The organism is Candidatus Pantoea symbiotica (genome assembly GCF_056491525.1).
The window spans coordinates 1,721,634-1,743,199 of the sequence record NZ_JBSZHR010000002.1; the positions used below are offsets into that span (position 1 = coordinate 1,721,634).

General features: G+C 55.0%; 16 protein-coding genes. 12 read left to right on the forward strand and 4 right to left on the reverse strand.

Annotated features, from left to right (window positions below; genetic code table 11):
* Window positions 1–91: 91 nt before the first annotated feature.
* Window positions 92–985, reverse strand: a complete 894-nt coding sequence (locus ACXIZX_RS08610; RefSeq protein ID WP_479403956.1) for a LysR family transcriptional regulator — start codon at window positions 983–985, stop codon at window positions 92–94.
* 286 nt (window positions 986–1,271) lie between these two features.
* Here ACXIZX_RS08610 and ACXIZX_RS08615 point away from each other — a divergent pair, with 286 nt between their 5' ends.
* From ACXIZX_RS08615 to ACXIZX_RS08625, 3 genes are read left to right on the forward strand one after another with little or no spacing between them, the layout of a single operon-like run.
* A complete protein-coding gene (locus ACXIZX_RS08615; RefSeq protein WP_179451001.1) occupies window positions 1,272–1,622 on the forward strand; it encodes a helix-turn-helix domain-containing protein in 351 nt (116 codons plus the stop codon).
* Between the two features lie 33 nt (window positions 1,623–1,655).
* Window positions 1,656–2,828 carry an efflux RND transporter periplasmic adaptor subunit gene (locus ACXIZX_RS08620; RefSeq protein ID WP_479403957.1) on the forward strand — a complete coding sequence of 391 codons (1,173 nt, stop codon included), beginning with the start codon at window positions 1,656–1,658 and terminating at the stop codon, window positions 2,826–2,828.
* A complete protein-coding gene (locus ACXIZX_RS08625; protein WP_479403958.1) occupies window positions 2,828–5,956 on the forward strand; it encodes an efflux RND transporter permease subunit in 3,129 nt (1,042 codons plus the stop codon). The genes ACXIZX_RS08620 and ACXIZX_RS08625 overlap by 1 nt, the downstream gene beginning before the upstream one ends.
* A gap of 127 nt (window positions 5,957–6,083) precedes the next feature.
* Here ACXIZX_RS08625 and uxuR read toward each other — a convergent pair whose 3' ends face one another.
* The 3 genes from uxuR to uxuA all read right to left on the reverse strand — a co-directional run bounded on the left by uxuR (window position 6,084) and on the right by uxuA (window position 9,589).
* Complete coding sequence (uxuR, locus tag ACXIZX_RS08630; protein WP_179450996.1) at window positions 6,084–6,860, reverse strand: Uxu operon transcriptional regulator; 777 nt, start codon at window positions 6,858–6,860, stop codon at window positions 6,084–6,086.
* 123 nt (window positions 6,861–6,983) lie between these two features.
* The gene (gene uxaC, locus ACXIZX_RS08635; RefSeq protein WP_479404859.1) at window positions 6,984–8,399 is read right to left on the reverse strand and encodes a glucuronate isomerase; all 1,416 of its coding nucleotides are present in this window, start codon (window positions 8,397–8,399) and stop codon (window positions 6,984–6,986) included.
* The gene (gene uxuA / locus ACXIZX_RS08640; RefSeq protein ID WP_061720093.1) at window positions 8,396–9,589 is read right to left on the reverse strand and encodes a mannonate dehydratase; all 1,194 of its coding nucleotides are present in this window, start codon (window positions 9,587–9,589) and stop codon (window positions 8,396–8,398) included. Before uxuA ends, uxaC begins: the two co-directional genes overlap by 4 nt.
* Before the next feature lie 230 nt (window positions 9,590–9,819).
* On the opposite strand from uxuA, the gene ACXIZX_RS08645 reads away from it, so the two are divergent.
* From ACXIZX_RS08645 to ACXIZX_RS08685, 9 genes are all read left to right on the forward strand, one after another.
* Window positions 9,820–11,124, forward strand: coding sequence for an MFS transporter (locus ACXIZX_RS08645; protein WP_479403959.1), 1,305 nt, complete (start codon window positions 9,820–9,822; stop codon window positions 11,122–11,124).
* A gap of 14 nt (window positions 11,125–11,138) precedes the next feature.
* Complete coding sequence (locus tag ACXIZX_RS08650) at window positions 11,139–13,526, forward strand: glycoside hydrolase family 31 protein (protein WP_479403960.1); 2,388 nt, start codon at window positions 11,139–11,141, stop codon at window positions 13,524–13,526.
* Window positions 13,527–13,725: 199 nt separating this feature from the next.
* Window positions 13,726–13,935 carry a glycine zipper 2TM domain-containing protein gene (locus ACXIZX_RS08655; RefSeq protein ID WP_008110024.1) on the forward strand — a complete coding sequence of 70 codons (210 nt, stop codon included), beginning with the start codon at window positions 13,726–13,728 and terminating at the stop codon, window positions 13,933–13,935.
* A 158-nt stretch (window positions 13,936–14,093) separates the two neighbouring features.
* Window positions 14,094–14,312, forward strand: a complete 219-nt coding sequence (locus tag ACXIZX_RS08660; RefSeq protein ID WP_479403961.1) for a response regulator — start codon at window positions 14,094–14,096, stop codon at window positions 14,310–14,312.
* 136 nt (window positions 14,313–14,448) lie between these two features.
* Window positions 14,449–14,706 carry a response regulator transcription factor gene (locus ACXIZX_RS08665; protein WP_479403962.1) on the forward strand — a complete coding sequence of 86 codons (258 nt, stop codon included), beginning with the start codon at window positions 14,449–14,451 and terminating at the stop codon, window positions 14,704–14,706.
* A 77-nt stretch (window positions 14,707–14,783) separates the two neighbouring features.
* The gene (locus tag ACXIZX_RS08670; protein ID WP_479403963.1) at window positions 14,784–15,422 is read left to right on the forward strand and encodes a glutamate racemase; all 639 of its coding nucleotides are present in this window, start codon (window positions 14,784–14,786) and stop codon (window positions 15,420–15,422) included.
* Between the two features lie 275 nt (window positions 15,423–15,697).
* Window positions 15,698–16,840 carry an efflux RND transporter periplasmic adaptor subunit gene (locus ACXIZX_RS08675; RefSeq protein WP_258145068.1) on the forward strand — a complete coding sequence of 381 codons (1,143 nt, stop codon included), beginning with the start codon at window positions 15,698–15,700 and terminating at the stop codon, window positions 16,838–16,840.
* A 2-nt stretch (window positions 16,841–16,842) separates the two neighbouring features.
* Entirely contained in the window at window positions 16,843–19,998 is a 3,156-nt protein-coding gene (locus ACXIZX_RS08680; protein ID WP_479403964.1) for an efflux RND transporter permease subunit, read from the forward strand.
* Window position 19,999: 1 nt separating this feature from the next.
* Window positions 20,000–21,433 (forward strand): efflux transporter outer membrane subunit, encoded by a 1,434-nt coding sequence (locus ACXIZX_RS08685; RefSeq protein ID WP_479403965.1) that lies wholly within the window; start codon window positions 20,000–20,002, stop codon window positions 21,431–21,433.
* Window positions 21,434–21,566 lie beyond the last annotated feature (133 nt).

Below are 21,566 nucleotides of genomic sequence, written 5' to 3' on the forward strand. Positions count from 1 at the left end.
GTACTCATAAATCGCAAGACTTTATGAGTACAGTTCATGAAATGGTTTTTTTCTTAAGAGCAGTGGTTTAATTAATGATAAAAATCGATCGTTAACCTTTATATTTAATGGCTTCAATCAATTTCTCAAACGCGGCGGTGTGCTGTTTGCGGCTCGGATAATAGAGATAATATCCGCTAAACGGTTCGCACCAATCTTCAAGCAGGGATTTCAGTTCGCCATTGGCAATATGCTGTTTTACGGTATCTTCGGGAACATAAGCAATGCCCATGCCGGAAAGTACCGCATCAATACGCGAAGCCAAATTATTAAATATCAGCTGCCCTTCGACTTTAACGCGAATATCTTTGCCATCTTTGCTGAATTCCCAGCTATATATTCCTCCCAAGGTAGGAAGGCGCATATTAATGCAGTTGTGATTCTGCAATTCATAGGGCGTAGCCGGAATGCCGTGTTTTTGCAGATAGTCTGGCGATGCCACCGCGACCATTTTCCAGTCCGGTCCGATTCTAACCGCCACCATATCTTTCTCAATGCTCTCGCCAAGTCGTACGCCAGCATCGAAACGTCCGCTGACGATATCCGTTAAGGTGTTATCAACGGAGAGCTCCACATTCACTTCGGGATAGGCTTGCAGAAACGGTTTGAGCAGCGGCCACAACGTGGAAGACAACGCATGTTCACCGGCGGTAATACGAATATTTCCCGACGGCTTGCCCTGATTATCGGTCAGTTGCAGCAGGGCTTTCTCAATATCGGCCATCATCGGTGCCACGCTCTGAATCAGGTTTTCACCTGCTTCGGTCGGCGCGACACTGCGCGTGGTGCGCGTTAATAAACGCGTATTTAATCGCTCTTCAAGACCGCGAATCGAGTGGCTTAACGCCGATTGCGACACGCCTAATTTGGCCGCAGCGCGCGTGAAGCTACATTCGCGCGCCACCATCACTAAATAGATCAGGTCGTTGAAGTTTTCCCGCAGCATGGCTTTACCTTTATCAATTTTGGTTAGGTTTAAGCCTAACGCCTGCACATAACCTGAAATATATGTGAGATTCTCACGAATTTTCCAGTAAAAACTGACGCAAAGTGATGGTCATCAAGATTTAAGCCGCTCGATTTGCTTCTGCTTAACCTTTTGCCGCTTCATTAATGATTTTGCCTCATAAACCTTTCCCATTTTCACTGCCTAATAAAAAGCAACTTGTAATGATACGCTTCTTTTCCATCAATGCTGTGACTTCCCGTGGCTGTGAGAGAAGAGGTGAAAAATGGATCGACATGAAATTATTATCCGCGACCTGCTGTCGTGGATAAATGCGAACATTCGTAGCTCGATTAAGATCGAAGATGTGGCTCTTCGTTCCGGTTATTCTAAATGGCATCTGCAGCGTATGTTTCAGCGCATCATGCATATTAGTCTCGGGAATTATATTCGCGATAAAAAGCTGGAGTTAGCCGCGCATGATTTACTCGATAGCAGCGCGGCAGTGATTGATATCTCCATGAAGTATGGCTACGACTCGCAACAATCTTTTACTCGCTCATTTGCCCGTAAATATCGTGTGCCACCAGCGACCTATCGCCGTTTAAATACCCACAATTTTAACTTCCCACATTAATTTTTCATTACCGGTTTCCGGGAGATAATTTCAATGCCCAAACACGAGGCAATTAAGCCTTTGGCTTTGCTATACGCGTTTTTCATTTTACCCACCACAGGATGTGATGATTCATCGAATAAAACCGCTCAGGCGCCGGCCGCGCCCGAGGTGAAAGTCATTACGCTTACCACGCAATCACAAGCGATCACCAGCGAATTACCTGGCCGCACTCTGGCGTATCGGGTCGCTGATGTGCGTCCTCAGGTTTCCGGAATTGTGCTGAAACGCAGCTTTACCGAAGGCAGTGATGTGATCGCCGGGCAGACGTTGTATCAAATTGATCCTGCACCGTTCCGCGCCAGTTTCACCAGTGCCAAAGCGTACGTCGCGCAAGCCGAAGCCAACGCGCGTATCGCGCAGGTGACGCTGAATCGCTATCGCTCGCTCAGCGGCAGCCAATTTATCAGCCGACAGGATTATGACCAGGCGCAAGCCACCGCTGCGCAAACCCGTGCCGCGGTGGATGTCGCCAAAGCCACGATGCAAAGTGCGCGCATCAATCTGGCGTGGAGCACCATTACCGCGCCGATAAGCGGTCGCATCGGGCGTTCGTCGGTCACCGAAGGCGCGCTGGTGGCTGATGCGCAGAGCGATTCGCTGGCCACCGTGCAGCAACTGGATCCGATGTACGTCGATGTCACCCAGTCGAGCCAGGATTTCCTGCGTTTACAGCAGGAGTTTGCCGCGGGTCGTTTACGTCAGAACGATGGTAAAGCGCTAGTTAGCGTGGTGATGGGCGACGGCTCACTCTATTCGCAACGCGGCACGCTGGCGTTTTCCGATGTCACCGTCGATCGCACTACCGGTTCCATTACGCTGCGCGCCATTGTCCCCAATCCCAACCATACGCTGCTGCCCGGCATGTTTGTACGCGCGCGGCTGGATGAAGGCACCGATCCCAAGGCCATGCTGATTCCGCAGCAGGCGGTGACGCGCACGCCGCGCGGCGACGCCACGGCGATGGTGGTGGGCAGTGACAACAAAGTGGAAATCCGCACTATCCAGGTTTTTCAGGCGCTCGGTGATCAATGGCGCGTGGCGGGTGGCTTGCAGGCGGGTGAACGCGTGATTGTTTCCGGCGTTCAGCGTGCTCAGCCCGGCATGATCGTCACTCCTCTTGCTGCTGATGCAACATCCTCCCCGTCGAAAGGAACCGCTTTCTGATGTCCCGATTTTTTATTGATCGCCCCATTTTTGCCTGGGTACTCGCGATTATCGTCATGCTGGTGGGTGGCATTTCGATCCTGAAGTTGCCGGTTGAGCAATATCCGGATGTCGCGCCCACTGCGGTTCAGGTGCGTGCAACCTATCCGGGTGCTGATGCCACCACCTTGCAGAATAGCGTGACGCAGGTGATCGAGCAGAACATGAGCGGGCTGGATGGCCTGATGTATATGTCCTCGACCAGCGATTCCTCCGGCACCTTGCAGCTGACGCTGTCGTTTGAGAACGGCACCGATCCTGATATCGCGCAAGTGCAGGTGCAGAACAAATTACAGCTGGCAACGCCATTGTTGCCGCAGGAAGTGCAGCAGCAGGGCATCACCGTGCGCAAATCGTCCAGCGTCTTCTTCCTTGTCCCCGGCTTTGTGGATGAGTCGGGCCGCATGAGCATGGAAGACATTGCCGATTACGTGGCAACCAACCTGAAAGATCCCATCAGTCGCATTAACGGCGTAGGCGATACCACGCTATTTGGCTCGCAATACGCGATGCGCATCTGGCTCGATCCTAACAAGCTCAACACCTATCAGCTGACACCGGTGGATGTGATCAGCATGCTGGAAACGCAGAATGCTCAGGTCGCGGCGGGCCAGTTGGGCGGCGCGCCGCCGGTGAAAGGGCAGCAGCTAAACGCTTCGATTATCGCGCAGACGCGCCTAACCTCACCGGAAGCCTTTGGCAATATCCTGATGAAGGTCAACAGCGATGGTTCTCAGGTGCGGCTGCATGATGTTGCGCGCATCGAGCGCGGCGGTGAAAACTACAACTTTGTGGTGAAAATCAACGGTAAACCGGCGTCAGCGCTGGGTATTCAGCTGGCGAGCGGCGCCAATGCGCTGGATACCGCCAATGCGATTCGCGGCAAAATCGACGAGCTGAAACCCTATTTCCCGCAAGGGCTGAAAGTGGTTTATCCGTACGACACCACACCGTTTATCAGCATTTCGATTCACGAAGTGGTGAAAACGCTGTTTGAAGCCATCGTGCTGGTGTTCCTGGTGATGTACCTGTTCTTGCAGAATCTGCGCGCCACGCTGATTCCCACCATTGCTGTACCGGTGGTATTGCTGGGGACGTTCGGCATTCTTAATGCCTTTGGTTATTCCATTAATACTCTCACCATGTTTGGCATGGTGCTGGCGATTGGGTTGCTGGTGGATGACGCCATTGTGGTGGTGGAGAACGTTGAGCGCGTCATGGCGGAAGAGGGGCTAAAACCCAAAGCCGCCACCCGCAAATCGATGGGCCAGATTCAGGGTGCGCTGGTGGGGATTGCGCTGGTGCTATCGGCGGTATTTGTGCCGATGGCGTTCTTTGGCGGCAGTACCGGCGTGATCTATCGCCAGTTCTCCATCACCATTGTTTCGGCGATGGTGCTGTCGGTGCTGGTGGCGTTGATCCTCACGCCCGCGCTGTGCGTCACCATCCTGAAGCCAGTAAAACCGGGTTCCCACGGCCAGCAGCGTGGATTCTTTGGCTGGTTTAATCGCAAGTTCGATCAAAGCGCTCATCATTACTCCAGCTCCGTGGCGCGCATGGTGTACCGCAGCGGGCGCTATCTGGTGATTTATGGCGTGATTGTGGTCGGTATGGCGCTGCTGTTTATGCGCTTGCCGACCTCGTTCCTGCCTTCGGAAGATCAGGGCGTGTTGGCAACGCAGGCGATTTTGCCGGCGGGTGCAACCCAGGAACGCACGCAAGTGGTGCTGGATCAGGTGAATGACTATTATCTCTCCAGTGAAAAGAGCAACGTCGAGAACGTCCTGACGGTTAATGGCTTCGGTTTTGCCGGACGTGGTCAGAACGTCGGTATTGCTTTCATCGGTTTGAAGGATTGGTCCGAGCGCGCCGGTGATGAAAACAAAGTCGACGCTATTGTGGCCCGCGCCATGAAAAGCTTCGGCAATATCATGGACGGCAATGTGGTTGCCTTTAACCTGCCGCCGATCATCGCGCTGGGCAATGCCACCGGCTTTGATTTTGAGCTGATTGATCAGGCAGGGCTTGGCCATGACAAGCTGATCGCCGCGCGTAATCAGCTACTGGATCTGGCGCGTCAGCATCCTGAAACCCTGGCGGCGGTGCGTCCCAACGGCATGGAAGACAGCCCGCAGTTCAAGCTCAACATTGATCAGGAAAAAGCCACCGCGCTGGGCGTCGATCTCTCTGACATCAACACCACGCTGAGCAGCGCGTGGGGCGGCAGTTACGTGAACGACTTTGTCGACAATGGCAGGGTGAAGAAGGTGTACGTCATGAGTGACGCGCCGTATCGCATGATGCCGGAAGACCTGAATAAGTGGTACGTGCGTGCCAGCAACGACAAGATGGTGCCTTTTGCCAGCTTCTCGACGGCAGAATGGGTGTATGGATCGCCGCGTCTGGAGCGCTTTAATGGCCTTTCAGCTGTGGAAATTCTTGGGCAACCTGCACCGGGCAAAAGTTCGGGTGAAGCGATGGCCTTGATGGAGCAACTGGCGCAGCAACTGCCCTCAGGCATTGGCTACGACTGGACAGGAATGTCGTATCAGGAGCGCATGACCGGAGAACAGGCACCGGCGTTGTATGCGCTTTCGCTGATTGTGGTGTTTCTGTGTCTGGCCGCACTGTACGAGAGTTGGTCAATTCCGTTCTCGGTGATGTTGGTGGTGCCGTTGGGCGTGTTTGGTGCACTGGTAGCCACGCTGCTGCGCGGCTTAAACAATGACGTGTATTTCGTGGTCGGACTGCTGACTACCATTGGCTTGTCGGCAAAGAACGCCATTCTTATCGTCGAGTTTGCCAAAGATCAGATTGAGAAAGAGGGTAAAAGCGTGATTGAAGCCACGCTGGACGCGGCACGTATGCGACTGCGACCGATTTTGATGACATCGCTGGCCTTTATTCTTGGCGTGTTACCTTTAGCCATCAGCTCCGGCGCGGGTTCTGGCGCACAGAATGCGGTGGGTACCGGCGTGATTGGCGGCATGGTAGCGGCAACGCTGTTAGCCATTTACTTTGTGCCGGTATTCTTTGTGGTGGTGCGCAATCGCTTTGGCGGCAAAGCAGCCGATGAGGATGATGAGTAAATCTTAGCGAAAGTGCTGGCGTTGTCCGGTCACCATGAATGGCGACCCTACGATTTGGCGAGGATTTTCGTAGGGTGCGCATTCATGCGCACCTGCATACGTACGGCATTCATGCCGATCAAGTGCATCAATTATTGGGATTGCTGGCTGCATACAGCGGCCAGGATTCAAACAGATAACCATCGAAATCAATATCATCAACGTCTGAGAACTCCAGCAGCCGTTGCTTGACGTTTTCCAGATGTTGCCACATCGCCAGTTTGGCGGCGCGCGCGTCTTTTTTGATCAGCGTCGCGAGGATCTTTTTGTGATCGTCGAGCCACTGTTTGCGGTAATTGTTGTTGACCAGATGGCGATGCAGTTGGCTCCACATCACGTTATCTTCACGCCATTGCCAGGATTGTTTAAACAGCTCAACCAGCATGCTGTTGTGCGTGGCTTCGGCAATCGCCAGATGGAAATCACGATCGCCATTTTCGCTTTGGTTGACCGCACCGGAAGCCAGCTCTTTCTCTTCCAGCTCCAGCGCCTGGCGCATCTTCATGATGTCCTCACGCGTAGCCTGCAGCGCGGCGAACTCAGCGATATTGCTCTCCAGCAGCTGGCGCGCCTGCAACATCTCAAACGGTCCAGCATCGTTGCTGGCCTTGTGAAGCGAAACGGGCTGTTGCGGCGAGTCGTGAATCACGTAGATGCCCGCACCGCGACGCACCTCGATTAATCCTTCCAGCTCCAGCATGATCAGCGCTTCACGCACCAGCGTGCGCGTCACGTCCAGCAGCGCGGCGAGTTCGCGCTCCGGCGGCAGCCGTTCGCCCACCGCATACTGCTTCTGGGTGATCATCTGGCGGAGCATTTCCCCGACTTCCTGATAAGGGCGCTGTGCTGAAGTTTGAGTTTTCATCGTGCTCTTTTCTGTGTGTTAAAGGATTCACAACCTCTGATACAGCCTCACTCAGAGACGCGCACTATAGCATAGCGAATAAGAATCGGCCTGGTCACGACGTGCAGTACCAGGCCTTAATGACTAAGCGTTAAGTGCGAAATAGCGTTCGGCATTATTGAAGCAGATGTCGCGCAGCATGCTGCCAAGCATCGGCTCATCATGCGGCACAATGCCCTCTTGCACCCACTGCGCCAGCAGATTGCACAGAATACGGCGGAAGTATTCGTGGCGCGTGTAGGAGAGGAAGCTGCGCGAATCGGTCAGCATGCCAACAAACTGGCTGAGCAAGCCGATTTGCGACAGCTGCTCGAGCTGACGCAGCATGCCGTCGCGCTGATCGTTGAACCACCAGCCGGAGCCAAACTGCACTTTGCCAGCGATACCCGCGCCCTGGAAGTTGCCCGCCATGGTCGCCAGCACTTCGTTATCGCGCGGATTAAGGCAATAGAGAATGGTTTTCGGCAGCTGATCGTTGAGGTCCATCGCATCCAGCAGGCGCGCCAGCGGCCAGGCAATATTGTTATCGCCAATCGAATCAAATCCGCTGTCTGGCCCAAGCTGACGGAACATGCGCGTGCTGTTATTACGAATCGCGCCGATGTGCAGCTGCATCACCCAGCCGCGCCGCGCATATTCACTGCCGAGCCACACCAACACCGCGCTGCTGAACTGGGCGATTTCTAATTCATCCAGAACATCGCCACGGCGACGTTTCGCCAAAATTGTATCAAGCACGCTGTCGTCCGGCACCGGCGCAAAACGCAGGGTTTCGATGCCGTGATCCGATGCGCGACAACCGTGAGCGGAGAAGTGGTCAAGGCGTCGTAACAGCGCGCGGCGTAACGCATCAAAGCTGTCGATGGCGACATCGGCGGCGGCTTCCAGGCGACCAAGATAGTCGACAAAACCCTCAAGCTCGATTTTGAAGACTTTGTCCGGACGCCAGCTCGGCGCAACGTCAATATCAAAGCTGTTGTCATCGGCGATTTGGCGGTGATAGCGCAGCGAATCAACCGGATCGTCGGTGGTGCCCACCATGCGCACCTTCATCTGGCGCATGATGCCGCGCGCGGAGAATTCCGGCGTCGCCAGCTGTTCCGCGCAGCGCTGCCAGATCGCAGGCGCGGTGTCCGGGCCAAACAGCGTATCAGTGATGCCAAACGGGCGACGCAATTCAAGGTGCGTCCAGTGATAAAGCGGGTTACCGAGGGTTTTGGGCACCGTTTGCGCCCACGCGAGATACTTGTCGTAGTCGCTGGTGCTCTTGCCGGTAATTAACGACTCATCCACGCCGGCGGCACGCAGCGCGCGCCATTTGTAGTGATCGCCTTCCAGCCAGATTTGGCCGAGGTTGGCAAAGCGACGATCTTCAGCAATCTCCTGCGGATTGAGGTGACAGTGATAATCGTAGATCGGCATATCCGCAGCGAAGTCGTGGTACAAGCGTCGCGCGATGTCGCTCTGCAGCAGAAAATCTTCATCCATAAAGCGCATTATTGGGCTTCCTGAGCAAAATAGGCGCGGTGGATCGCCAGTTCGACGCCGCGAATTTCAGCCAATCCTTTCAGTCGACCAATCGCCGAATAGCCGGGATTGGTTTTCTTCTTCAAGTCATCCAGCATTTGGTGGCCGTGGTCGGGACGCATTGGAATCAAATCTTCCTCGCCCGCAGCTTTACGGCGCTGCTCCTCTTCGGCAATCGCCTTGATCACCGCAAACATATCCACATCGCCACCTAAATGCGCGGCCTCGTGGAAGCTGTTGGGGTTCTCTTCACGTTTGGTGGATCGCAGATGCGCGAAGTAGATGCGCGGGCCAAAGCGTTTGACCATGCCGGCTAAATCATTCTCTGCCAGTACGCCGTACGAGCCGGTACACATGGTGAAACCGTTAGCGGGACTGCTGACGGTATCGATCATCCACTGCAGATCATCAGCGTTGGAAACAATACGCGGTAAGCCAAGAATCGGGCGCGGCGGATCGTCCGGATGCACCGCCATGCGCACGCCCACTTCTTCGGCAACCGCAACAATGGCGCGCAGGAAGGTGGCAAAGTTCTCACGCAGTTCGGCTTTTCCGATGCCTTCATAGCGCGCCAGCTGGGCGCGGAATTGATCCAGCGTGTAACCTTCCTCAGCGCCCGGCAAACCAGCTATGATATTACGCATCAGGCGGTTACGGTGCTCTTCACTCATCGTCGCAAACCGTTCAGCGGCCTGGGCGATCTCTTCCGCACTGTAATCCTGCTCCGCGCCGGGACGTTGCAGAATGTGAAGTTCAAACACCGCGAACTCAATCTGATCAAAGCGCAGGGCTTTCGCGCCATCCGGCAGCAGATATTCGAGATCGGTACGCGTCCAGTCGAGGATTGGCATGAAGTTGTAGCACACGGTTTTGATGCCGCACTGCGCCAGATTACGCAGCGACTGCTGATAGTTGCTGATCCAGTGCTGACAGCGGCCGCTGCCGGTTTTAATCTCTTCATGAATCGGCACGCTCTCCACCACCGACCACACCAAACCTGCGGCTTCCACCAGCGCTTTACGCTGCATGATTTCGTCGACTGACCACACTTCGCCGTTGGGAATGTGATGCAGTGCGGTGACGATGCCGGTTGCGCCCGCCTGGCGCGCATCGGCCAGAGAGACAGGATCGTTGGGGCCGTACCAGCGCCAGGTCTGCTTCATGTTGTTACCTCACTCACGATTGGTTGACCAATATTCCTTGCTAGCGTGTTACTTCAAACATTAACCACGCGATTCGCGGTTAAAACTCTGCTCTTTGTCCGGTTAAGTCAACCTGGTGAGTGATTTTGGTTAACCAGATCACATTTGCGACATCGAGCTGGCGACCACTTTTCGCAACTGTGGTTCACTCCTGGCGGATGGTTAGAAATGACTCACTAACGGAGAATCAGATGAACCGCAGTTTAAATCCAGGGATAACCGCCGCTGGCACCAAACGCACCTTCCGCCATATGCGCTGGTGGGTGCTGGTGCTGTTCTTAGCCGGCGTGACGGTCAATTACATCACGCGTAACTCGTTAGGGCTGCTGGCCCCAGAGCTCAAAGACAGCCTTAACATCACCACCGAGCAATATTCCTACATCGTCGGTGCCTTCCAGCTGGCCTATACGTTCTTCCAACCGATTTGTGGCTGGTTGATTGATGTGATTGGCCTGAAAGTAGGCTTCCTGATCTGCGCCTCGGTGTGGGCCATTGCCTGTTTATTCCATGCTGGAGCGGGCAGTTGGCTGCATCTGGCGATTCTGCGTTTTGTTATGGGCAGCGCAGAAGCCGCTGCCACGCCAGCCAACGCCAAAGTAATTGGTGAATGGTTCCCGAAAAAAGAGCGTCCTATCGCCGCGGGTTGGGCGGGTGTCGGATTCTCCCTCGGCGCTATGCTGGCACCGCCGATTATCTACTTTGCCCATGCGGCTTTTGGCGGCTGGCAGGGCGCATTCCTGTTCACCGGCGCGCTGGCACTGGGTTGGGTGTTGCTGTGGTGGTGGCTGTATCGCGATCCCGATCAGCACCCTAATTTGTCGAAATCCGAACTGGATTTCATCCGCCAGGACAACGAACCACCGGCAGTGAAACTGCCATTTTTTACCGCGTTGAAAACCGTATCGAAGAACAAGCGTTTCTACGGCATTGCCATTCCGGCATTCATGGCCGAACCGGCGTGGGGCGTACTGAGTTTCTGGGTGCCGCTCTATCTGGCAAAAGAGCTCGGCATGGATCTGAAACAGATCGTCATGTTCGCCTGGCTGCCGTTCCTCGCCGCCGACCTCGGCAGCGCCGCCAGCGGCTATTTGACGCGCCTTTACACCAAAATTTTTGGCTTCACCCAGGTGAACTCGGTAGTCGCCAGTTCAGTTACCGGCGCGTTCCTGATGCTGTCTCTGGCCGCAGTGGCAGTGACCAAAGATCCGTATGTGGCGATTGCGTTGATCTCAATTGGTGGCTTCGGTCACCAGATCATCTCCTGCATGCTGAGCGCGCTGGTGGTGGAAAAGTTTGATAAAGGCCAGATGGCCACCGTCAACGGCATGCGCGGCTCGTTCGCGTGGATCTCCAGCTTCCTGTTCTCACTGCTGATCGGCGTTACCGCCGACACCATTGGATTTAATCCGCTGTTTGTCGCCATGGGCTTCTTTGACCTGATTGGCGCCGTATTCCTGATTGCTTTTATTGCTGAACGTCGCGCACAGCGCGCATGAAAAAGTAGGTAACGATGAAAACGTTAAAAAATTGGTCATTAGCCGGTTCCGATGCGCACCACGTGGCGTTAACCGTCGACGGCAAACACACGCTGTGTCTGTATGTGCTGGAAACGGGCATGTTCCGCGTGGTGATTAAACGTCAGGGCGCGTATAGCCTTGATCGCACCTGGAGCATCGCGCCTGAAAGCGATGTGCCGTGGGAAGGGCGTCAGCGCGACAGCCTGGCCGGCTTCGCCTTGCCATCGTTCACGCTGGAAGAAGAGGGCGACACGCTGGTGGTCGCCACCGCTAAGCTGCGGGTGATCGTCCATCAACCGCTGGCGCTGGAGTGGCAATATTGCGACAGCCACGGCGCATGGCAGTTACTGACCTGTGACCGTCCAACCAGCGCTTACCAAATTAACGCGCACGGCGATGGCGTGGCGCACTATCAGTGCCGCATGAACGACGATCGTTATTACGGCCTCGGCGAGAAAAGCGGTGATTTGCAGCGTAACGGTCAGCGCTACGAGATGCGTAACCTTGACGCGATGGGCTACAACGCGGCCTCCACCGATCCGCTGTATAAGCATGTGCCGTTTACCATCACGCGCCGCACCGACGTCAGCTTTGGTCTTTATTACGATAACCTCAGCAGCAGCTGGTTTGATCTCGGTAATGAGCTCGATAACTATCACAAGCCGTATCGCCGCTGGCAGGCCGAAAGCGGTGATATCGACTATTACCTGTTTGTCGGTGACAAGGTGCTGGATATCACCAAAGCCTTTGTGCGTCTGACCGGTAAAACGCTGTTCGGCCCGAAATGGAGCCTTGGCTACAGCGGTTCAACCATGCATTACACCGATGCGCCGGACGCGCAAAATCAGCTGATGAACTTCATCCGCCTGTGTGAAGAACACGATATTCCGTGCGATTCGTTCCAGCTCTCGTCCGGTTACACCTCGATTAACAACAAGCGCTACGTGTTCAACTGGAACTACGACAAAGTGCCGCAGCCGGAAGTGATGAGCCAGGCGTTTCACGACGCGGGCTTGCGCCTTGCCGCTAATATCAAACCGTGCCTGTTGCAGGATCATCCGCGTTACAACGAAGTGGCTGAACAAGGTCTGTTTATTCGTGACTCGGAAGAGGATGCGCCCGAGCGTTCGGTGTTCTGGGATGATGAAGGTTCACATCTCGATTTTACCCATCCGCAAGCCGTTGCCTGGTGGCAGGACAACGTCACCAAACAGCTGCTGGAAAAGGGCATTGATTCCACCTGGAACGATAACAACGAATATGAAGTGTGGGATGGCGAAGCGCACTGCCATGGTTTCGGCACGCCGATTGCTATTAAGCACATTCGCCCGGTGATGCCGCTGCTGATGATGCGCGCCTCAATGGAAGCGCAGCAGCGTTTCGCGCCGGAAAAGCGCCCATTCCTGATTTCCCGTTCGGGCTGCGCCGGGATGCAGCGCTACGTGCAAACCTGGAGTGGCGATAACCGCACCAACTGGACCACGCTGCGTTACAACATCCGCATGGGATTGGGCATGAGCCTGTCCGGTTTGTACAACGTGGGACATGATGTGGGTGGCTTCTCTGGCGATAAGCCAGATGCAGAACTGTTTGTGCGCTGGGTACAGAACGGCGTGATGCATCCGCGTTTCACTATTCACTCGTGGAATGACGATCACAGCGTCAATGAACCCTGGATGTATCCAGCGGCCACGCCTGCAATCCGCGCCGCAATTGAGCTGCGTTATCGTCTGCTGCCTTATCTCTATACGCTTCTGTGGCAGGCGCATGCTGACGATGAACCGATGCTGCGTCCGACTTTCCTCGATCATGAACAGGATACGCAGACGTTCGCCGAGTGCGATGAGTTTATGCTGGGCCGCGATCTGCTGGTGGCCAGCGTGGTTGAGCCCGGTCAGCGCGAACGTCGCCTCTGGCTGCCTGACAACCAAACCGGCTGGTATGACTTTGCCACTCAGCAATGGTACAGCGGCGGTCAATGGATCACGCTGGCAGCACCGCTGGAAACTCAGCCGATGCTGGTGCGTGCCGGTGCGGGCTTACCGCTTAGCGAGCGCCTGCGTCATGTTGATGCTAAAACTGACGATCGCCGCACCTTGCAGCTGTTCCCGCTCAAAGGCAAAGGCGTCAGCCACGGTGTGCTGTTTGAGGATGATGGCGAAAGCTGGGGTTATCAGCAGGGCAATGCGCTGTGGCTCAACTGGGAAATGCGCAGCGATGCTGAGGCAATCCACCTTAACTTCCAGCGCAAAGGCAGCTTCCTGCCAGCCTGGCAAACGCTGAACGTTACGTTGCCGCCGGGTGAACAGCGTCAGTTGTTTATTGATGGCGTAGCGGTGGATAAGGCGCAGGCAGAAGTTATATTGGCGGAGATAAAATAGTCACTATTTTCGGGGTGCGCATCTTTGCGCCCCCCGACACAGGCAGTGCCATCATTAAATAGGAATTTTTACCTTCCAGCGCGTACGAAAAACCCCTAAATTCACGTCGACAACCAGTACCACTCACAACACGTGAGTATCTAAACAACAATCAAATAAACATTTTTGCATGCCAAAATTCGTGGCAGTGAGGATTTGTATGCTTTTAAAACGCAGCTGTAATATTGCCATTGTTCTGGTGGTTATGTTTTCTGTCACCGCTTGTGGAATGTCGCATCGTGGACGCAATACTGCTATCGGTGCCGGAGTAGGTGCGGTGGGTGGTGCAGTATTAACCGGCGGCAGCACGTTCGGAACACTGGGTGGTGCGGCCATTGGTGGTTTGATTGGGCACGAAGTCAGCCGTTAACGAATATAGATAATGCAAATAAAAAAGGGCCTTAAAGGCCCTTTTTATTTGCATTCGCAACGCTGAAAATAATCTGTTTTTTCGCTGGAATGTGTTTTCAATATATCTTGTTTAAGAAAATTAAAATACCAGGCTGAGTCATAGTTGTTACGTATGTTGTGTTAGATATGAGTATGCAAAAAATTAATGGCTTTCATGTGAATGAATATTTACGCAGTCAAATTCAGCAGATCAAAATTTTAGTTCTGACTTATCAGGCAAAGATTCACTTTACTCATCGCTGTCAGAAGACCGGGGCGAATAGTTTTGTCACTAAAACGGAAGACCTTTCTGGATTAGTTTATGCTGTACGCGTGATTGGACGAGGATACAATTAGCTGGGTATCAAAGGCTATATATCTAAGCGCGAGAGTGGCGCAGTCTATAGCTCCGCGATTCGTACTGTAGCGCATGGTCAGCGGTTCATTCCGCTTGCTATCGCGGAACAACTGGTGCAGTTCACCGGCAAAAATAATGACTATCTGCCTAAGCCGCACATCTCATGATGTGAATGCTTCGTCCGTACTGAACAAACTGTTAACACCCAGTGAAACGACGGTGATCAGCTATTTCTTGTCAGGAATGTCGATCAGCGATATCGCCAAAGAACTTGAGCGCAGTCGTAAAACAGTCGCCGGACATAAAAATAATGCGCTCAGGAAAATGGGGATGAAAAGTGATTTAGAGCTATTCAAATTCCATAATGATTTTTTTAAGCAAAAAATCGCCTGAGGTACGCGCATCCAGTGATATTAAGCGCCATTAGGTTATAGTGTTTCTTATTTAGCCGTCGTCTTTACAGGAGCACTATGACCATCGCCTGTTTGCATACCGCCGCCAGTAATATCGCTATTTTCGATGACGCTGCGCGCTCATTGGCCCTCCATAATTCCCTTAGCCATATCGTCATGCCACATTTGCTGGGGGAAGCGGAGCTGACCGGTGGCATGACCGCGCCGCAGCAGCGAAAACTGGAACAATTGTTACACAGCCTGACGCCGTGGTTCGACGCGATTCTGATTACCTGCTCGACGCTGGGCCCGGTTGCCGATGGTTTTCACGCTGAAGGACATGATTGCCCGGTGTACCGCACCGATCGCATGCTGGCCGATGCGGTGCACCGTTTGCCGGGAAAATCGCTGGTGCTGTGTGCGGCAGAATCCACGCTGGCGGCAACGCGCGCGCTGTTTTGCCCAGCGACGCTGCCGGTTGCACAGCATCCTGACGTGCAGCTGATTCCCGGCGCATGGGCGGCGTTTAAAGCGGGCAAACAGGAGGCGTATCTGCAGATGATTGCGCAAGCGGTGGCCGACGGGAAACAGCAGGGCGCGGATCACGTGGCACTGGCCCAGGTTTCGATGGCGGCTGCGACCAGTTTGTTTAGACCGGATAATCAGCCGTTAACCAGCCCACAATTGGCGTTGAAGGTTGTAAGTCATATTTCGTAGGGGCGCATTTATGCGCACCTGGAAGGAGGTCGCCATAAATGGCGACCCTACAACTTATCTGTAAATAATAATCATTTGCATTAATGCTTATTACTCATTATCTTTAGCAACACTTTGTAACCTATAGCGATTTAACCACTAAATATCCTCAATCAAAGAGGACGCTTTTCTGCTGACGCTTTTCAGGATCGCTCTTTTCATTTTCCTGACATACGCCCACATCTGCGATTTGGTAGACTTAAAACTGAGAATGAACGTTCACTACAGGATTATTCATGAAGAATTTTCAGCGCACGGCCATCGCCGGGCTGGTGTTATTGCTCGCCGCCTGTGACCAGAACAGCGCCCCGCCAGCGGGCGAGATGACCACCGAAGTCGGCGTGAAAACGCTGCAAACCGAGCCGGTGACGCTCGATAGCCAGCTCACCGGACGTGTGGTGGGCAGCATGGTGTCGGAAGTGCGTCCGCAGGTGGATGGCATCATCCAGAAGCGACTGTTTACCGAAGGCGATGAGGTCAAGGCTGGTCAGGTGCTTTATCAAATCGATGCGGCTAGCTATCAGGCCAGTTACGACCAAGCCGTTGCCCAGTTGAAAAATGCGCAGGCGTTAGTGAAAAGTAGCCAGTTAAAATCCGCGCGTTACAGCGCGCTGGTGAAAGAGAATGGCGTGTCGCGCCAGGATGCCGACGATGCGCTGGCAACCTATCAACAAAACGTGGCGTCGGTTGATCAATATCGTGCCGCCGTCGAAAGCGCCCGCATCAACCTCAACTACACGCAAATCAAAGCGCCGATTTCGGGCCGCATCGGCATCTCGTCGGTAACGCCGGGCGCGCTGGTGACGTCCGCGCAAACCACGGCGCTGGCGACCATTCGCGCGCTCGATCCAATCTATGTCGATCTCACGCAATCCAGCGTGCAACTGCTGAAACTGAAGCGTCAGCAGGCTTCCTTGCAGCAGAGCGGCGATGTGGTGCCGGTAACGGTAAAACTGGAAGACGGCAGCAATTATGATCATCCCGGCAAGCTGGAACTGACCGAAGTAGCAGTTGATGAAGCCACCGGAACCGTCACGCTACGCGCGATCTTCCCCAATCCGCAGCATGAATTGTTGCCGGGCATGTATGTGCGCGCCAGCGTCACCAACGGGGTTAAAAACGATGCGATTCTGGCCCCGCAGCAGGGCATCACGCGTGATGCCAAAGGCAACGCCACGGCGCTGGTGGTGGATAAAGAGAACAAAGTGCAGAGCCGGGAAGTAGTGACCGATCGGGTTATTGGCAACACCTGGCTGGTGACCAGCGGTTTGAACAGTGGCGACAAGCTGATTGTTGAAGGCACCGCCAAAGTGCAGGCCGGGATGACGGTGAAAGCAGTTGAAGTGACGCCGAACAGCGCCAGCAGCGGAGGCCAGTAATTATGTTGGCTCAGTTCTTTATCCGCCGCCCGGTATTTGCCTGGGTGATCGCCATCTGCATCATGATGTTCGGCGTGCTCAGCATTAAAAGTCTGCCGATTGCGCAGTATCCCGACGTCGCACCGCCGCAGATCAGCATTCAGGCCACTTACACCGGTGCATCTGCGGAAACGCTGGAAAGCAGCGTCACGCAGGTGATTGAACAGCAGCTCACTGGCATCGACGGCTTGCTCTATTTCGATTCCACCAGCACCGCTTCAACCGGGCAGGTGAAAATCAACGTCACCTTCCAGCAGGGCACCGATCCGGACATTGCGCAGGTGCAGGTGCAGAACAAAGTGCAGCAGGCCGAAAGCCGCTTGCCGACGTCCGTCACCACGCAAGGCGTGACGGTAGAGAAGGCGCAGAGCGACTTCCTGCTGATTCTGGCGCTGTACGATAAAACCAACAAAAGCACCTCGGCCGATGTAGCGGACTACATGGTCAGCAACATGGAAGACTCGCTGGCGCGCGTGCCGGGCGTCGGCAGCGTTCAGGTGTTTGGTGCCGAATACGCCATGCGCATCTGGCTTGATCCCGCCAAACTCGCCTCCTATTCGCTGATGCCGTCCGATGTCACAACCGCGCTGGAGAGCCAGAATACCCAGGTTTCATCGGGTCAGTTAGGTGCGCAACCGGCCAGCAAAGAGCAGCAGCTGGTGGCAACCGTGCGCTCGCGTTCGCGTCTGCAAACGCCGGAACAGTTCCGCAATATCGTGCTGAAAAGCCAAAGCGACGGCTCGGTGGTGCATCTTAGCGATGTGGCACGCGTAGAAATGGGAGATGAGGATTACAGCGCCAACGTGCTGGCCAACGGTCATCCGGCTTCGGGGATTGCGGTGCAGCTGGCGTCCGGCGCCAATGCGCTGTCAACCGCTGAACAGGTGAAAGCCACCATCGACGAATTCCGCAGCAGCATGCCAGCGGGCTATGAAGTGGCGTATCCGCTCGACAGCACCGACTTCGTGAAAATCTCGATCGAAGAAGTGGTGAAAACCCTGATTGAGGCGGTGATTTTGGTGGTGATCGTGATGTTCGTGTTCCTGCAGAACATCCGCACCACGCTGATTCCGGCGATTGCCGTGCCAGTGGTGTTGCTCGGAACCTTTGGCGTGCTGTCGCTGTTCGGATACTCGATCAACACCTTAACCATGTTCGGCATGGTGCTCGCCATCGGGCTGTTAGTGGATGATGCGATTGTGGTGGTGGAAAACGTCGAGCGCGTGATGCGCGAAGAGGGTTTACCGCCGCGTCAGGCCACCGAGAAATCGATGAAAGAGATCACCGGCGCGTTGATTGGTATCGCGCTGGTGCTGTCGGCGGTGTTCCTGCCGATGACCTTCTTCAGCGGCTCAACCGGCGTTATCTATCGTCAGTTCTCCATCACTATTGTTTCATCGATGGTGCTGTCGGTGATTGTGGCGCTTACGCTGACGCCAGCGCTGTGCGCCACGCTGCTTAAACCGCATAACGAAGAAGGCGGCAAAAAGGGCTTTTTCGGCTGGTTTAATCGCAGCTACGAGCGCGTGCAGGCGCGTTATCACAATGGCGTTGGTCACGTGCTGCACAGTTCGGTGCGCTATCTGCTGCTCTATGCGGTGCTGCTGATCGGTTGCGCGGTGATGTACATGCGGTTGCCGACCGGCTTCCTGCCGACTGAAGATCAGGGTTACATCATGGTGCAATATCAGCTGGCACCGGGCGCGACGGAAAACCGCACCAGCGAGGTTCGTCGTCAGGTACAGGAATACTTTGCCACCAAAGAAAAAGACAACGTCAACGTCAGCATGCTGGTGAACGGCTTCAGCTTTGCCGGCAGCGGCCAGAACGCCGGGATTGGCTTTATCTCGCTAAAGAACTGGAGCGAGCGAAAAGGTACAGAAAACAGTGCCGATGCGATTGCCGCACGTGCCATGGCGAGCCTGGCCAGCATTCGTGATGCGCAGATCTTCGTGCTGTCGCCGCCGTCGGTGTCCGGTTTAGGGCAGTCAGACGGATTCACCTTTGAGCTGCAGGCGCGTGGCACCACCGGGCGCGACCAGCTACTGAAGATGCGCAATCAGCTGATTGCTGAAGCCAATCAGGATCCGCTGCTCAGCGCGGTGCGCGCCAACACCTTGCCGGATTTACCGCAGCTGCAGGTCAATATCGACGATGAAAAAGCGCAGTCGCTGGGGCTCACCATCAGCGACATCAACGACACGCTCAGTGCGGCGATTGGCGGCAGCTACATCAACGACTTCACCGATCGTGGCCGAGTGAAAAAGGTCTACATGCAGGGCGATCAGCAATTCCGCAGCAAGCCGGAAGATATCGATCACTGGTACGTGCGCGGCAGCGATAGTAACAGCAATACCACCATGGTGCCGTTTGCGTCGTTTGCCTCCTCCGAATGGGCGTACGGCCCGGATGTGCTGTCACGCTATAACGGCCTGGCCTCCTACGAAATCGAAGGTTCGGCGGCGGCAGGCAAGAGTTCCGGGGACGCGATCAGCGCGATGGAAAAACTGGCGGCGAAGCTACCGGCGGGCACCACCTTTGCGTGGAGCGGTTTGTCCTATCAGGAAAAACTCTCCGGCAACCAGGCGATGTCGCTGTATGGCATCTCGCTGATTGTGGTGTTCCTGTGCCTGGCTGCATTGTATGAAAGCTGGTCGGTGCCGTTCTCGGTGATGATGGTAGTGCCGCTCGGCGTGATCGGTTCGTTGCTGGCAATCAGCCTGCGCGGACTGGAAAACGACGTCTATTTCCAGGTGGCGCTGTTAACCATCATTGGCTTGTCGGCGAAGAACGCGATTCTGATCGTTGAGTTCGCCGAAGACAATTACCGCAAAGGGGAAAACCTGGTGAAGGCGGCGACGCATGCGGCATCGATGCGCCTGCGTCCTATCATCATGACTTCACTGGCGTTTACCGCTGGCGTATTGCCACTGGCGATTTCCACCGGCGCGGGCGCCAACAGCCGCATTGCGATTGGTACCGGCATTATTGGCGGCACGCTGACCGCCACCTTGCTGGCGCTCTTCTTTGTACCGCTGTTCTTTGTTTTGGTGCGTCGCGTCTTCCCGGCGATTCCGCATGACGATAATCATCAATCTGTGGCGAAGGCGGGGGAATAACATGTCGGCAAAACTCTTAATGGTATTAATTCCCGCGCTGCTGTCGGGTTGTGTCTCGCTCGATCCGCACTATGACCGCCCGCAAGGCGCGGTCAGCAGCCAGATGCCGAGCGGTGATGCCTATCGTTCATTGCAAGGCACGCAGGCCAGCAACTACCGCGACCTGAGCTGGCAGGATTATGTGCTCGACGCCAAACTGCGTCAGGTGGTGGCGATGGCGCTGGATAGCAGCCGCGACTTGCGTGAAGCGGTGGCCAGCGTGAAGTCTGCGCATGCGCAATATGGCGAAGAGCGCGCCAATCTGTTCCCGACCCTCAGCGCAGGCGTGAGCGGCACGCGTTCACGCGCGTTAACCGGCGAAGGCAATCAAACTGCCATCAGCAACAGCTATTCGGCGGAAGGCAGCGTGAGTTCGTTTGAACTCGATCTGTTTGGCAAAAACCAGAGCCTGACGCGCGAGCAGTATGAAACCTATCTCGGCACGCTGCAGGGCGCTCGCAGCACGCGCCTGACGGTGTTGTACAACACGGTGGATTACTGGCTGCAACTCGCCGCCGATCGCAGCAATCTGGCGATTGCCAAAGAGACCGCCGAGAGCGCGCGTCAATCGTGGCAGGTCACGCGTAAGCAGATGGAAAATGGCATCGCTTCGATGGTGGATGTCTCGTCTGCGGAAACCACCTATCAATCTGCGCAGGCCGATGTCGCCAGCTACACCACGCTGGTGGCGCAGGATAAAAATGCGCTGGATTTGGTGGTGGGCCGCAGCGTGCCGGATAACCTGCTGCCGGACAGCATTGAGTCGATTGGTAACGCATTGCGTGAGGTGCCGGCGGGCGTCTCGTCGGATGCGCTGCTAAATCGCCCTGATGTGTTGCAAGCCGAGCATAATCTTAAATCTGCTAACGCCAGTATTGGTGCGGCGCGTGCCAACTTCTTCCCGAGCATTACGCTGACCGGTAGCGGCGGCGTCGGCAGTGCCGATCTCTCGACGCTGTTTAAAAATGGGGCGGGCATTTGGTCGTTTGCGCCGAGCATTTCGCTGCCAATTTTCCAGGGTGGCTACAACGTTTCTTACCTGAAATACACCAAAGCACAGAAAGAGTATTACGTGGCGGCGTATGAGAAAGCGGTGCAAACCGCCTTCCAGGAAGTGGCGGATGCGCTGGCGCGTCGCGGCACCATCAACGATCAGCTCAGCAGTCAGCAGAGTAATGTGGCGGCATCGCAAACCTATTACCATCTGGCGGATTTGCGCTATCGCAACGGCGTTGATACTTATCTCAATGCCCTGACCGCGCAGCGCACGCTGTACAGTGCCCGCACCAGTCTGGTGAGTACGCAGCAAGCCTATTACCTGAATTTGATCACCTTCTATAAAGTGATGGGCGGCGGCACGGCGTTGAAAGAGTCTGAAATAATGAGCACGCAATAAATTGCGTAATGCTCGTCAGTTAATTGTCTTTCGGTCACCATAAATGGCGACCCTACAAAGGATTGGCGCGTTTTTCGTAGGGTGCGCATTTATGCGCACCAACCGCAAATATTGGAAACATTGTCATGGTTTC